This is a genomic window from Actinotalea solisilvae (genome assembly GCF_016464425.1).
Lineage (GTDB): Bacteria > Actinomycetota > Actinomycetes > Actinomycetales > Cellulomonadaceae > Actinotalea > Actinotalea solisilvae.
In genome coordinates, this window is the sequence record NZ_JADDKQ010000032.1 from 1 (window position 1) to 14,508 (window position 14,508).

12 protein-coding genes are annotated in these 14,508 nt (G+C 76.0%); 10 read left to right on the top strand and 2 right to left on the bottom strand.

Annotated features, from left to right (window positions below):
* Positions 1-85: 85 nt before the first annotated feature.
* Positions 86-1,405, bottom strand: coding sequence for a bifunctional o-acetylhomoserine/o-acetylserine sulfhydrylase (locus tag JIG38_RS19240; RefSeq protein WP_199425280.1), 1,320 nt, complete (start codon positions 1,403-1,405; stop codon positions 86-88).
* 610 nt (positions 1,406-2,015) lie between these two features.
* Here JIG38_RS19240 and JIG38_RS19245 point away from each other — a divergent pair.
* On the top strand, positions 2,016-3,443 hold the full coding sequence (locus JIG38_RS19245; RefSeq protein WP_199425281.1) for a C40 family peptidase: 1,428 nt from the start codon (positions 2,016-2,018) through the stop codon (positions 3,441-3,443).
* Positions 3,444-3,545: 102 nt separating this feature from the next.
* Here the strand turns inward: JIG38_RS19245 and JIG38_RS19250 are convergent, their stop codons facing one another.
* Complete coding sequence (locus JIG38_RS19250) at positions 3,546-4,055, bottom strand: inorganic diphosphatase (RefSeq protein WP_199422730.1); 510 nt, start codon at positions 4,053-4,055, stop codon at positions 3,546-3,548.
* A 118-nt stretch (positions 4,056-4,173) separates the two neighbouring features.
* Between JIG38_RS19250 and dacB the strand changes: the two genes are divergently transcribed.
* The 9 genes from dacB to folB form a co-directional block, all read left to right on the top strand.
* A complete protein-coding gene (gene dacB, locus JIG38_RS19255; protein ID WP_199422731.1) occupies positions 4,174-5,580 on the top strand; it encodes a D-alanyl-D-alanine carboxypeptidase/D-alanyl-D-alanine endopeptidase in 1,407 nt (468 codons plus the stop codon).
* 14 nt (positions 5,581-5,594) lie between these two features.
* Positions 5,595-6,728, top strand: a complete 1,134-nt coding sequence (locus JIG38_RS19260) for an Rv3626c family coenzyme F420 biosynthesis-associated protein (RefSeq protein WP_199422732.1) — start codon at positions 5,595-5,597, stop codon at positions 6,726-6,728.
* Positions 6,729-6,735: 7 nt separating this feature from the next.
* Positions 6,736-7,872 (top strand): tRNA lysidine(34) synthetase TilS, encoded by a 1,137-nt coding sequence (tilS, locus tag JIG38_RS19265; RefSeq protein ID WP_199422733.1) that lies wholly within the window; start codon positions 6,736-6,738, stop codon positions 7,870-7,872.
* Between the two features lie 20 nt (positions 7,873-7,892).
* The gene (gene hpt / locus JIG38_RS19270; protein WP_199422734.1) at positions 7,893-8,447 is read left to right on the top strand and encodes a hypoxanthine phosphoribosyltransferase; all 555 of its coding nucleotides are present in this window, start codon (positions 7,893-7,895) and stop codon (positions 8,445-8,447) included.
* A 175-nt stretch (positions 8,448-8,622) separates the two neighbouring features.
* A complete protein-coding gene (gene ftsH / locus JIG38_RS19275) occupies positions 8,623-10,662 on the top strand; it encodes an ATP-dependent zinc metalloprotease FtsH (protein ID WP_199422735.1) in 2,040 nt (679 codons plus the stop codon).
* A gap of 13 nt (positions 10,663-10,675) precedes the next feature.
* Positions 10,676-11,329, top strand: coding sequence for a GTP cyclohydrolase I FolE (gene folE, locus JIG38_RS19280; protein ID WP_199422736.1), 654 nt, complete (start codon positions 10,676-10,678; stop codon positions 11,327-11,329).
* 451 nt (positions 11,330-11,780) lie between these two features.
* Positions 11,781-12,725 (top strand): type IV toxin-antitoxin system AbiEi family antitoxin domain-containing protein, encoded by a 945-nt coding sequence (locus JIG38_RS19285; RefSeq protein ID WP_199422737.1) that lies wholly within the window; start codon positions 11,781-11,783, stop codon positions 12,723-12,725.
* Between the two features lie 221 nt (positions 12,726-12,946).
* On the top strand, positions 12,947-13,858 hold the full coding sequence (gene folP / locus JIG38_RS19290) for a dihydropteroate synthase (RefSeq protein ID WP_372419839.1): 912 nt from the start codon (positions 12,947-12,949) through the stop codon (positions 13,856-13,858).
* Positions 13,851-14,508: dihydroneopterin aldolase (folB, locus tag JIG38_RS19295; RefSeq protein ID WP_199425282.1), on the top strand; the 658-nt coding region annotated here is incomplete at its 3' end. The genes folP and folB, both read left to right, overlap by 8 nt.

Sequence of the window (14,508 nt, forward strand, 5' to 3'; positions counted from 1 at the left end):
GTCTGCACGACGCGCAAACCTACGGCGCCGGCACGGCCCCCACCCGTCGTGTCCACGGGAGGGGCGACCCGGTCGGGGACGGCCATCAGGCGCCCTTGGCGGCCCGGAAGCCGGCGTCGAGGTCGGCGAGGATGTCGTCGACGTGCTCGATCCCGACCGAGAGGCGCACGAGGCCCGGCGTGATGCCGGACGCGAGCTGCTCCTCCGGCGTGAGCTGGCTGTGCGTGGTCGACGCCGGGTGGATGACGAGCGAGCGCACGTCGCCGATGTTCGCGACGTTCGAGTGCAGCTCGAGCGCGTCGACGAAGCGCTTGCCGGCCTCGGCGCCGCCCTCGAGCTCGAAGGACACGATCGCGCCCGCGCCGCGCGGCGCGTACTTCTGGGCGTTGGCGTGCCACGGGCTGGACGGCAGGCCGGCGTAGTGCACGCGCACGACGTCGTCGCGCGCCTCGAGCCACTCCGCGACCGTCTGCGCGTTGGCGACGTGGCGCTCGATCCGCAGCGAGAGGGTCTCGATGCCCTGGGCGATGAGGAACGCGTTGAACGGCGAGATGGAGGAGCCGAGGTCGCGCAGCAGCTGGACGCGCGCCTTGAGGATGAAGGACAGGTTCACCGGGAACAGGCCGCCGACGCCGAGGTCGCGCGCGAACACGAGGCCGTTGTAGGACGGGTCCGGGGTGTTGTAGTTGGGGAAGCGCTCCGGGTGCTTCGCGTAGTCGAACGAGCCGCCGTCGACGATGACGCCGCCGATCGCCGCGCCGTGCCCGCCGAGGTACTTCGTCGCCGAGTGGACGACGACGTCGGCGCCGTGCTCGAGCGGGCGGATGAGGTACGGCGTCGCGACGGTGTTGTCGACGACGAGCGGGACGCCCACCTCGTGCGCGACGGCGGCGACCGCCTCGATGTCGAGGACGTCGGACTGCGGGTTGGGGATCGTCTCGCCGAAGAACAGCTTGGTGTTCGGCCGGACGGCGTCGCGCCAGGCCTGCGGGTCGTGCGGGTCGGTGACGAACGTCGTCGTGATGCCGAGCTTGGGCAGCGTGTAGTGGAGCAGGTTGTACGTGCCGCCGTAGAGGCTCGGGCTCGCGACGACGTGGTCGCCGGCCTCGGCGATGTTGAGGATCGCGAAGGTCTCGGCGGCCTGGCCCGAGGAGAGCAGCAGCGCGCCGACGCCGCCCTCGAGGCTCGCGATGCGGTCCTCGACCGCCTGCGTGGTCGGGTTGCCGATGCGCGTGTAGATCGGGCCGAGGTCCTGCAGCGCGAAGCGCGCCGCGGCGGTGTCGGCGTCCGGGAAGACGAACGACGTCGTCTGGTAGATCGGCAGGGCGCGGGCGCCGGTCGCGGCGTCCGCGGGCTGGCCGGCGTGGATCTGGCGGGTCTCGAAGGACCAGGACTCGTTGCTCATGGTGCGGGCTCCTCGTTCGTGGGAGTACCGCGGGTGACCACAGCCAGCGCACTGACCCCGGCCAGCCCGCGACGGGACTGGGTGGGTGTGCACGTGAGGGAGGTGCCCTGCCGGGGGATCAGGGACGACGGGACGTCCCGGTCGAACCGGTCAGCGGGCACACCACCGAACGTGCGCGGGTCAGCGACACATTCGGCAGTACATGTCGGCCAGCGTAGGGCGGCCGGACCAGCAGGCGATATCGCCGTCTCGCGATCCGGACCGGGCGGGGCGTCGCCGGGTGCGCGGGCCCGGTCCGCACGCGGCCGTTCGGGTGATGCGGTGCTCCCGCCGTGGCCCCGGCCGCACGCGCGGACCGCCTGGGGCGCTCGGGAGATCCCGTGCTGCAGCGACCGGACGAATCGGACGGTTCGGGCGCGCGGCGGGCCGGCTCGGTGTGACTGGAGTGACTGGTGTGACGAACGTTGTCGGAGTGACACCTGTTGCTCCCGTGACTGCTGTGAGTACCGTGCGACAGGACCTGCAGGACCGCGGGGCCCCGAGCGCGCACGAGCGCGCCGACGAGCACGGCCGGCGCCGACACGGCGCCCCGTACGGGAGGACGCACCGGATGAGGACCTGGGGTGCCGGCGCACGGCGGGCTGCCGCCGCGACGACGCTCGTCCTCCTCCTGGGCACCGCCACGGCGGGCGCCTCCTGGGCGGACCCCGACGTCAGCACGGACGACGTCGCCGCGGCCCAGGACGCCGTCCGGACCGCAGCGCGCGACGTCGCCTCGCTCGAGGTCGCGCTCGCGACGCAGTCCGCCGCGCTCGAGACGGCGTGGACCGACGTCGCCGCCGCCGCCGAGGACTACACCGAGGCCGTCGGCGCGCGCGACGCGGCGACCGCACGGTCCGAGGAGGCGGCCGCGCAGGCCGCGGCAGCGGCCGAGGACGCCGAGGTCGCCCGCGACGAGCTCGGCCAGATCGCTCTCCAGGCGTACCGCTCGGGCGGCACGCTCGACGGCCTCGGCGCCTTCCTCTCGGCGGACGGCTTCGAGGACCTCGTCGCCCGCCGGACGGCGATGGACCAGCTGGGCAGCCAGGCCCAGCGTGCGGTGCAGCGCTTCGACGCCGCCGACCTCGTCGCACGCACGCTCCAGACCCGCGCCGACGAGGCCGCCGCCCGGGCGGAGGCCGCAGCGCAGGCTGCCGAGGACGCGCTCGCGACCGCCCAGCAGCTGTACGCGACGGCGGAGGAGCAGGTCGCGGCGATCGCGGCCGAGCGTGAGGTGCTGCTCTCCGAGCTCGCCGCGCTGCGTCAGACGTCGCTCGAGGTCGAGCGCGCGCGGCAGGCGCAGGTCGACGCCGAGCGCGCGGCGCGCGCCGAGGCGGCCGCAGCCGCCCAGCGCGGCGTCACCCCGTCCCCCCCGTCCGCGACGCCGCCGCCCACCCCGTCCGCGGCGACGCCGCCGGTCACGGCCCCGCCCGTCGTCGCCCCGCCCGTGTCCGCGCCGCCCGTGACCGCGCCGCCCGTCGTGGCGCCCCCGGTGACCGCGCCGCCCGTCACCGCACCCCCGGTGACCCCTCCGCCCGTCGTCGCGCCGCCGGTCACCGCCCCGCCCGTCGTCACCCCGCCGCCGGCGTCCGACCCGTACGGGCTGGGCACGGGCTCGCAGCGGGGCACGGCCGCGCAGGGCCAGAGCGCCGTAGCGTGGGCGGTCTCGCAGGTGGGCAAGGCCTACGGCTGGGGCGCCGCCGGGCCGGAGGCGTTCGACTGCTCCGGCCTCACGAGCAAGGCGTGGGCCGCGGCGGGCCTGAGCATCCACCGCACGTCGCGCGACCAGTACCGCCAGGTGCAGAAGATCTCCTACGACTCGATGCGCCCCGGGGACCTCATCTTCTACGGCTCCGTCGGCAGCGACCCGGGCAGCATCACCCACGTCGCGATGTTCGTCGGCAACGGACAGATGGTCGAGGCGCCGCGGCCCGGCGTCGCGGTGCGCGTCACGGCGATCCGCTGGTCGGGCACCATGCCCTACGCCGGCCGGCCCTGACCGCACCGCCCGGCACGCACCACCCCCTGACGACGACGAGGGCGCCCGGACCGCGGTCCGGGCGCCCTCGTCGTCGGCGGGCGCTCGGGGCGCCCCGTCGGGTCAGTGCTTGCCGTGCTTCTCGTAGTAGCCCGTGTCGATCGCGCGCTGGATCGAGTTCTGGATCTCCGCCTCGGCCGCGGCCTTGTCGACCCAGTGCGCGCCCTCGACGGACTTGCCGGGCTCGAGGTCCTTGTAGACCTCGAAGAAGTGCTGGATCTCGAGGCGGTGGAACTCGCTCACGTCGTCGATGTCCTGGCGCCACGACGCACGCTGGTCACCCATCGGCACGCACAGCACCTTGTCGTCGCCGCCCGCCTCGTCGCGCATGCGGAACATGCCCAGCGCGCGGCACCGGATGAGGCAGCCGGGGAAGGTCGGCTCCTCGAGCAGGACCAGGGCGTCCAGGGGGTCGCCGTCCTCGCCGAGCGTGCCCTCGATGAACCCGTAGTCGTCGGGGTAGCGCGTCGAGGTGAAGAGCATCCGGTCGAGCCGGATGCGACCCGTCTCGTGGTCGACCTCGTACTTGTTGCGCTGCCCCTTCGGGATCTCGATGGTGACGTCGAACTCCACGGGCGCTCCCTCGGGTGTGGCCGCCCGGACCGGCGGCGTGCTGTGACTAGTGTGGCCCACCGGCAGCGCGAGCGCTGCAGCCGCGGCGCGCACGGCACCCGCGGGACCAGGAGGTGGCATGGGGACGGCAGCGCGGGTCGCGGGTGCGGTCGTCGTGACGCTCGTCCTCGGGGCGGGCGGCTACGCCGCCGCGGACGCGTACGACGTCGTGCCGGGGCTCGTGACGCTCGAGCCCGAGCCCGCCCCGCCGGCCCCGTTCCCGGCCGTCCCCGGCGCGGTGCCCGCGCCCGAGGTCACGCCCGTCGTCGCGACGCTCGACCCGTCGGCGCCGGTGCCCCCGGCGCCGGAGGTCACGGCCCTCGCGCAGGCGCTCGTGGCGGACGCCCGGATGGGCGCGTCGACGGGCGTCGTCGTGCAGGACGTGCTCACCGGGGAGGTCCTCGCGGACCTCGGCGGCGCGGCGCCGCGCGTGCCCGCCTCGACCGCCAAGCTGCTCACCGGGCTCGCCGCGATGACGGCGCTCGGGCCGGACCGGACCCTCCCGACCACCGTCGTCCAGCCCGAGCCGGGCCGCCTCGTGCTCGTCGGCGGCGGCGACATGATGCTCGGCGCGGGTGCGGGGGTCCCCGACGCGGTGAGCGGGCGCGCGGGGCTCGTCGACCTCGCCGCGCAGACGGCGCGCGCGCTGCGGCTCGCGGGCGTCGCGGAGGTCACGCTCGGCCTCGACGACCGGCTCTTCAGCGGACCGCTGCTGCACCCCGAGTGGAAGCCGTCCGACGTCGCCCAGGGGTTCGTCGCGCCGGTCGCCGCGCTCGCGGTCGACGTCGCGAAGATGCGCGAGGGCGAGTACCCGCCGCGCTGGCCGGACCCGGCGCTCCAGGCGGCGGAGACGTTCGCCGCCGCGCTCGCGGCCCAGGGCATCGCGGTGACGGGCGCGCCCGTGCGGCAGGAGGCGCCCGCGGGGGCGCTCGAGGTGGGTCGGGTCGAGTCCGCGCCCGTGCGGGAGATCGTCCGGTACGCGGTCCAGGTGTCCGACAACGCGATCACCGAGGTGCTCGGGCGGCTCGTCGCCGTCGAGCACGGTCTGCCCGCGAGCTTCGAGGGCGCGACGGCGGCCGTGCTCGCCGAGCTCGGTCGGCAGGGGCTCGACACGCAGGGCGCCGTGCTGCGCGACTGCAGCGGCCTCTCCGCCCTGTCGGCCCTCCCGCCGTCGCTGCTCGTCGGCCTCGTCGCCGCCGCGGCCGACCCGGCCAACCCGCAGCTGCTGCCCGTGCTGCTCGACCTGCCGGTCGCGGGCTGGCAGGGCACGCTCGCCGACCGGTTCGAGGAGGGCCCGGCCGAGGGGCTGGTGCGCGCCAAGACGGGCAGCCTCCCGGGCGTGACGTCGCTCGCGGGGACGATCCAGACCTCCGGCGGCCGCCTGCTCGCCTTCGCGGTGCTCGCCGACGCGACCCCGCCCGGCGGCCAGCCCGGGCCGCGCGCGGCGGTCGACGCCTTCGTCCAGCAGGTCGTGGGGCTCGCGTGACGCCGGCCCGCGCGGTGAGGTCCGACGCGGCCCCCGGCGCGCCCGGGGGAGGCCGCGTCAGCGACCTCCTCGTCGTCGACTGGGACCGGGCGGCGCGCTGGGCCGGCCGGCTCGCCCCGCCCGGTCCGGCCGTGACCCGCGACGAGGCCGCGGAGGCCGTCGCGGCGCTCCGGGACGCCGCCGAGCGTGCCTACCCGCTCGCGCTGCGCGCGTCGCGGCTCGGGACCGCCGTCAAGGCGGCCGGTCGCGAGGACCAGCGCGCCGCCGTCGCGGTCCTCGACCGGCCGGGCTGGGCGCTCGCCGCGGCGCGGTCCTTCCAGGGCCTCGCGCCCGTGCCCGACCGCGCGCCCGACGGCGTCGTGGACCACCTGCGGGCCGGACCCGCGACCGGGCAGGCGGCCGGGCTGCTGTCGCTGCTGGCAGCGCGCGTCCTTGGGCAGTTCGACCCCTTCGCGACCGACGCCCCGGCCGGCGGCCGGCTGGTCCTCGTCGCGCCCAACGTGCTGCACATGCGCGCGCGGCTGAGCGCCGACCTGCACGACTTCGCGCTGTGGGTGTGCGTGCACGAGCAGACCCACGCGCTCCAGTTCGCCGCGGCGCCGTGGCTCGCCGACCACCTCCGCACGGAGGTCCGCGGCCTCGTCGCCGAGCTGTCCGCGCGCGGGCCCGAGCTGACCTCGGCGGTCGAGCGTGCGCTGAGCGCGGCGCGGCGCCGTGGGTCCTCCCGCCCGGCGGGGGTGGCCGACGGACCGGCCGACGACGACCTGGGCGTCCTCGGGCTGGTCCTCGACCCCGCGCAGCGCGAGCGGCTCGACGCCGTCACGGCGACGATGTCCCTGCTCGAGGGGCATGCCGAGGTCGCCATGGACTCCGTCGGCGCGCGCAGCATCCCGAGCGCGCGCCGCCTGCGGGCGCGCTTCGACGCGCAGCGCCGACGCCGCGCGTCCCCGGCGGACCGCGTGCTGCGCCGGCTGCTCGGGCTCGAGGCGAAGATGGCCCAGTACCGGCGGGGCGCCGCGTTCGTGCGCGCGGTGCGCACGACGGGCGGCTCGGCGGCGCTCGACGCGGTCTGGGCCGGGCCGCACGCGCTGCCGTCCGCGCGCGAGATCGCCGACCCGCGCGCGTGGGTCCGGCGCGTGCACGGCTGAGGTCGTCGTGACCGGGCCCGACCCCGCCGTCGCCGCGCTGCGGGCGGCCGTCCGGCGTGAGCTGGACGGCGTCGCCGGTGGCGGCGCCGGCCCGGCGCCGCTGGTCCTCGTCGCGTGCTCGGGCGGGCCCGACTCGCTCGCGCTCGCGGCGGCCACCGCGTTCGTCGCGCCGCGGCTCGGCCTGCGCGCGGGCGCCGTCGTCGTGGACCACGGGCTGCAGGCGGGCAGCGACGCTGTCGCTGTGCGCGCGGCCGGCGCGTGCCGCGCGCTCGGGCTCGACCCGGTCGACGTGGTGCCGGTCGCGGTGGACGTGGCGGACGGGGGACCCGAGGCGGGCGCGCGGTCCGCGCGGTACGCGGCGCTCGAGCACGTCGCCGCCCAGCGCGGGGCGGTCGCGGTGCTGCTCGGGCACACCCTCGAGGACCAGGCCGAGACGGTGCTCCTGCGGCTCGCGCGCGGGTCCGGCGCGCGGTCGCTCGCCGGGATGCCGCGGCGGCGCGGGCTGCTGCGGCGGCCGTTCCTCGGGGAGCGCCGCGCGACGACCGAGCGCGCGTGCGCCGCGCTGGGCCTCGACCCGTGGCACGACCCGACGAACACGCCGGCGCCGGCCGGCGCGACGTCGGGCGCGGCGCCGGTGCGCAGCCGCGTACGCGGCGAGGTGCTGCCCGTGCTCGCGGACGTGCTCGGCCCCGCCGTCGTGCCGTCCCTCGCCCGGACCGCGGACCTGCTGCGCGAGGACGACGACGCCCTCGCCGCGCTCGCGGCGGACGCCCTCGCCGCGGCGTGGGTGGCGCCCGACGGCGGCGTGACCGTGCCCGGACCGGCCGCCGGGGACGGGGCGGGGCCGGGTCCCGCGCTCGACGTCGCGGCGCTCGCGGCGCTCGCGCCGGCCGTCCGGCGGCGGGCCCTGCGCGCGGCCCTCGTGGCGTGGGGAGCGCCCGCGGGCGACGTCGGGCGCGTGCACGTCGAGGCGGTCGACCGGCTGGTCACCGACTGGCGCGGGCAGGGTGGCGCGGCCGTCCCGGGTGGCGGCGTGGTGCACCGGCGGTGTGGCAGGCTGACGTGCGTCCGGCCCGCTCCACCGACGAGCGCGGCGCGCGACGAGCACGACGAGCACGACCAGCACACAGGGCACGACGGCTGAGGCACAGGGAGCGGCGAGCGGTGGATCCGGCGGACATGGGTGACGACCTCGAGCGCGTGCTCCTCACGGAGGAGCAGCTCCAGGCCCGGCTCGACGAGATGGCGGCGCAGATCGACGCCGACTACGCGGGCCGCGAGCTGCTGCTCGTCGGCGTCCTCAAGGGCGCGGTCATGGTGATGGCCGACCTCGCGCGCCGGCTGCACACGGCGGTGCAGATGGACTGGATGGCCGTCTCGTCCTACGGGGCGGGCACGTCGTCGTCGGGCGTCGTGCGGATCCTCAAGGACCTGGACGCGGACCTCACGGGCCGTCACGTGCTCATCGTCGAGGACATCATCGACTCGGGGCTGACGCTCTCCTGGCTGCTCGCGAACCTGCGCAGCCGCGGTCCGGCGTCGGTCGAGATCGCGACCATGCTCCGCAAGCCCGAGGCCGCCAAGGTCGAGGTCGACGTGCGGTACGTGGGCTTCGACATCCCGACGGACTTCGTCGTCGGGTACGGGCTCGACTACGCCGAGAAGTACCGGAACCTGCCGTTCGTCGGCACGCTCGCGCCGCACGTCTACGGCGACTGAGCCCGGAGCCCCGCGCGCACGCGGGGGCGACCTCGGGACCCAACGTGCGGGAACCCTCCACGGTTCCCGCTCGCGCCCTGCGCGAACACGGCGGGGGCGCCGCGGGCCCAGCGGGTAACGTGCACGTCAGACCTGCCCCGCGACCAGGAGGGATAGGGCTCCGGCCCCGTCACCCATGAACGTCAAGCGCCTCACCCGTGGCCCCGCCATCTGGATCCTCCTGGCCGTCCTCATCCTGTGGCTGGGGGCGTCGTCCTTCATGTCCACGGGCATCCAGCGGATCGACACGTCCGACGGCCTCGAGCTCCTCCGGGGCGACACGGTCGAGCAGGCCAAGATCGTCGACGGCCAGCAGCGCGTGGACCTCACGCTCTCCGAGGACTTCGGGGACAAGGGCCGGAACGTGCAGTTCTACTACGTGCAGCCGCAGGGCGAGGCCGTGGTGGAGGCAATCGTCGACGCGGACCCCGAGGGGGGCTTCAACTCCGAGGTCCCGCGCACGTCCTGGTGGGCGAGCCTGCTCGGCCTGCTCCTGCCGTTCGTCATCATCCTGGGCCTGTTCTGGTTCCTCATGTCGCGCATGCAGGGCGGCGGCTCGCGGGTCATGCAGTTCGGCAAGTCGCGGGCGAAGCTCGTCTCGAAGGAGACGCCGCAGGTGACGTTCGCCGACGTCGCGGGCGTGGACGAGGCGGTCGAGGAGCTCCAGGAGATCAAGGAGTTCCTCGCGGACCCGGCCAAGTTCCAGGCCGTCGGCGCCAAGATCCCCAAGGGCGTGCTGCTCTACGGCCAGCCCGGTACCGGCAAGACGCTCCTCGCACGCGCCGTCGCGGGCGAGGCGGGCGTGCCGTTCTACTCGATCTCGGGCTCGGACTTCGTCGAGATGTTCGTCGGCGTCGGCGCGTCCCGCGTGCGCGACCTCTTCGACCAGGCCAAGCAGAACGCGCCCGCCATCATCTTCATCGACGAGATCGACGCCGTCGGCCGTCACCGCGGCGCCGGCCTGGGCGGCGGCCACGACGAGCGCGAGCAGACGCTCAACCAGATGCTCGTCGAGATGGACGGCTTCGACGTCAACGCGAACGTCATCCTCATCGCGGCCACCAACCGGCCCGACATCCTCGACCCCGCGCTGCTGCGTCCGGGCCGCTTCGACCGCCAGGTCGCGGTCGACGCGCCCGACCTGCGCGGCCGCGAGCGCATCCTCACGGTGCACGCCAAGGGCAAGCCCATGGCGCCCGACGTCGACCTGCACGCCGTCGCGAAGCGCACGCCCGGCTTCACCGGTGCCGACCTGGCGAACGTGCTCAACGAGGCCGCGCTGCTCACGGCGCGCGGCGGGCTCCAGGTGCTCGGCAACCGCGAGCTCGACGAGGCGATCGACCGCGTCATCGCCGGCCCGCAGCGGCGGACCAGGCTGATGAACGACAAGGAGAAGAAGATCACCGCGTACCACGAGGGCGGCCACGCCCTGGTGGCGGCGGCGCTGCGGTACACCGACCCGGTGACCAAGGTGACGATCCTCCCGCGCGGCCGTGCCCTCGGGTACACGATGGTCATGCCGGCCGAGGACAAGTACTCGACGACGCGCAACGAGCTGCTCGACCAGCTCGCCTACGCCATGGGCGGGCGCGTGGCCGAGGAGGTCGTGTTCCACGACCCGACGACCGGCGCCTCGAACGACATCGAGAAGGCCACCGCGATCGCCCGCAAGATGGTCACGCAGTACGGCATGAGCGAGCGCGTCGGCGCGGTCAAGCTCGGCCAGGACAGCGGCGAGGTCTTCCTCGGGCGCGACGTCGGCCACGGGCGGGACTACTCCGAGGACGTCGCGTCGGTCGTCGACGTCGAGGTCCGCCGGTTCATGGACTTCGCGCACGACGAGGCCTACGAGATCCTCAACCACTACCGCGAGGTCCTCGACACCCTCGTCGTCGAGCTCCTCGAGCGCGAGACGCTCAACCAGGCCGAGCTCGCCGAGATCTTCGCGCCCGTGACGAAGCGCGAGCCGCGCGAGGTGTGGCTCTCGAGCCCGGACCGCACGGTCTCGAGCATCCCCCCGGTGCAGACGGAGCGGGAGAAGGCGGCGTCGAACGGACACCCGGTCATCCCGCAGGACGAGGCCGCCGCGGCGAAGCCCGAGCACCCGGCCGACCCGGTCGGCGAGGTGCCCCCGGGCGGCCAGGTCGGCGGCGTGACGCCGCGGGCCGACGGCTGACGGCAGCGCGCGCATGACGCACACGGCTGACGACCTGCCGCTGCCCGCCGACGCGGGACTCGAGGACGACGTCGTCGTGGCCGACGGCGTCTCGATGGCGGTCCGGTACGACCACGAGCGTGCCGAGCGCGCGGTGCGCGAGCTGCTGCTCGCCGTCGGCGAGGACCCGGACCGCGACGGCCTGCGGGACACCCCCGCGCGCGTGGCGCGGGCCTACGCGGAGACGTTCGCCGGCCTGCACATGGAGCCGCGCGACGTCCTCACGACCACCTTCGACCTCGGCCACGAGGAGATGGTGCTGGTCAAGGACATCGAGGTGTACTCGACGTGCGAGCACCACCTCGTGCCGTTCCACGGGGTCGCGCACGTCGGCTACATCCCGGGCGCGGACGGTCGCATCACCGGCCTGTCGAAGATCGCCCGGCTGGTCGACCTCTACGCGCGCCGGCCGCAGGTCCAGGAGCGCCTCACGTCCCAGGTCGCCGACGCGATGGTCGAGATCCTCCAGCCGCGCGGCGTGCTGGTCGTCATCGAGTGCGAGCACCTGTGCATGTCGATGCGCGGCGTCCGCAAGCCGGGCTCGCGCACGGTGACCTCGGCCGTCCGCGGCCAGATGCGCGACGGCACCACGCGCGCCGAGGCCATGAGCCTCATCCTCGGCCGCTGACGCCCCCGCGCCCGCCCGCTGACCGCGCCCGCCCGAGCACCGCGCCCGCCCGCGCACCGCGCCCGCCCGCGCACCGCGCCCGCCCGCGCACCGCGGGTGTGCGCGCACTGCCGGTGTGCGCCGTGGCCACCCCGTCGGGACTGGGCCGCGGTCGGCGTGAAGGGTTGGGCGCGGCGCACGCGACCAACCCTTCACACGCTCACGCCGACGCCGACGCATCCGCGTGGTGGCGACGCGGTCCCGCCCGCGCGGCCCCGCGGGTGGTGCCGTGGCGCACCCGCCGGCGTGAAGGGTTGGTCGCTGAGCGCGCGACCAACCCTTCGCATCGCGGGCCGCTGAGCCCAGCGAGCGCCGCGGCGGCCGGTCGTCCACCACCGATCCGGGCTCTGCCCTGTCCACAGGCCGAGCGGTCCGGCGACGGCGCGGCACCGCCGCTCGACATGCTGGCGGCATGGCTCGCATCCCTGGGTCGGTACTCCGGCTGGCGGCCCGTCAGAACGACGCGATCACCGTTGCCCAGGCCGACCGCCTCGGGCTCACGAAGCACCGGGTGGCACGCCTCGTCGCGGCCGGTCACTGGCAGCGCCTGCATCGGGGAGTCGTCGTCGTGCACTCCGGGCCGCTGCCCTGGCTGACGAGGGCGCGAGCCGGCCTCCTCTACGCGGGGCCGGGCGCCGCGCTGAGCCACGCCAGCGCCGGGTACCTGCACCGGTTCCTCCGGGCGGAGCCCTCCCTCGTCGACGTGAGCGTGCCGGCGCACCGGCGGGTGATGCGGTCCGACGGTCTCGTCGTCCACCTGCGTCGCGCCATGCCGTCCACGACCGCCGGGATCGTGTCGGTCGGCCGCGCGGACACCGTGGTGGACCTCGTCGCGTCGAGGGGGGACGTCGACGAGGCGGTCTCCGTCGTGTGCGCCGCCGTCCGCGCGGGGACGAGGCCGGACGAGATCCTCGCCGCGCTGTCGGCGCGGCCGGCCGTCGGACGACGACGCCTCCTCGAGGAGCTGCTCGGCGCGGTCCGGGACGGTGTCGAGTCGGCGCTCGAGCTGAGGTACCAGCGTGACGTCGAGCGACGGCACGGGCTCCCGCGCTCGCGGGCGCAGGCCCGGCGCGTGGTGGGCGGCCGGTGGACCCGGGCGGACCGGCGGTACGACGACGTCGGGCTGACGGTCGAGCTGGACGGCGAGGTCGCGCATCCCGGCGGACGCACGGACGACGACGTCTGGCGGGACAACGCCGTCCTGCTCTCGTTCGGTGACCTCACCCTGCGCTACCGGTGGCGGCACGTCCTGCGTCCGTGCGCGACGGCGGTGCAGGTCGGCGTCGCCCTGCGTCGGCTCGGGTGGCGGGGGAGTCCGCGCCCCTGCGGCCCCACGTGTTCCGTCGCGCCCCGCTGACCACCGCGTGCCCGGAGCGGTCCCGCGCGTCCCGTCTCCCTGCCCGGGCGGGGACGGTCGAGTCGCGTGTGGAGGGTTGGTCGCGCGGAACGCGACCAAGCCTTCGCGTCCTCGGCAGGGCTGCTCCCGGGGCGGGGAGGGGAGCGGGGACGCCGGCCGGCGTGGCGGACCCAGGACGTCGGGCGGTCGGGGGAGTCGGTGGGCGGCTCTAGGGTGGATCCGTGACGCGCCTGCACCCCGAGCCGCTGCCGGAGCGCCTCACGGTGCTCGACCGGACGCTCGTCATGGGTGTCGTCAACGTGACACCGGACTCCTTCAGCGACGGCGGGCGGTGGTTCGAGCCGGCCGCCGCCGCGGCCCACGGGCTCGCGCTCGTCGCCCAGGGCGCGGACGTGCTCGACGTCGGCGGCGAGTCCACCCGCCCGGGCGCGGAGCGCGTCCCGCCCGACGAGGAGCGGCGTCGTGTGCTCCCGGTCGTGCGCGAGCTCGTCGCGGCCGGCGCCGTCGTCAGCGTCGACACGACGCGGGCGGCCGTCGCGCGGGACGCGGTGGCGGCGGGCGCGCACGTCGTCAACGACGTCTCGGGGGGCCTGGCGGACCCGGCGATGGTCGACGTCGTCGCCGAGACCGGCGTCGTCTACGTCGCCATGCACTGGCGCGGCCACGCCGACGTCATGGACGACCACGCGACCTACGACGACGTCGTCGTCGACGTCCGCGACGAGCTCGCCGCGCGCCTCGCGGCGCTCGAGGCCGCGGGCGTGCGTCGCGAGCAGGTCGTCCTCGACCCGGGTCTGGGCTTCGCGAAGCCGGGTCGCGACAACTGGCCGCTGCTCGCGCACCTCGACGCGCTGCAGGCCCTCGGCCGGCCCGTGCTCGTCGGCGCCTCGCGCAAGCGGTTCCTCGGCCACCTGCTCGCCGGGCCCGACGGGACGCCCGCCCCGCCCGACGCGCGCGACGGCGCGACGGCGGCCATCAGCGCCCTGTCCGCCCTCGGCGGAGCCTGGTGCGTCCGGGTGCACGACGTGGCAGGCTCGGCGGACGCGGTGCGGGTGGCGGCCGCCTGGTCGGCGGCCCGGGACGAGCGGCAGGACCAGCACAGCCACACCCAGGACGGAGACCATCGTGCATGAGTCGACCGCGGGCCACCCCACCCGCGACCGCATCACCGTGTCCGGCATCACCGCGACGGGCCACCACGGCGTCTTCGACCACGAGCGACGCGACGGGCAGACCTTCGTCGCCGACGTCACGCTCCACGTCGACACCCGCCCGGCCGCGGCCGAGGACCGGCTCGACCTCACGGTCGACTACGGCGTCCTGAGCGAGCAGGTCGCGGGCGTCCTCGCGGGGACGCCCGCCGACCTCGTCGAGACGGTCGCCGAGCGCATCGCGGCCGTCGCGCTCACGCACCGCGGCGTGGAGGCCGTCGACGTCGTCGTGCACAAGCCCCAGGCGCCCGTGACGGTGCCGTTCGGCGACGTCAGGGTGCAGATCCACCGAGACCGCACGCACGTGCCCTCGGTCGGCGCGCCCCCCGTGGTCGTCGACGGCCTCGGCCACGTGCCCGACGAGGTCCCCGCGCCCGAGGCGGGACCCGACGCCGCGCGCTGGGCCGAGCCCGCGGTCGCGCGCACCGCCCCGCGGCACGACGCCGGCATCCCGCAGCCCGAGCCGACGGAGGCCACCGCGCTCTTCGTGCCCGACTGGGCGAGCGTCGAGGGCGTGGCGCCGCTGGGCGCCACGGCCGGTGCCGCCGTCGCAGGCGCGGGCGTGGGCCCGC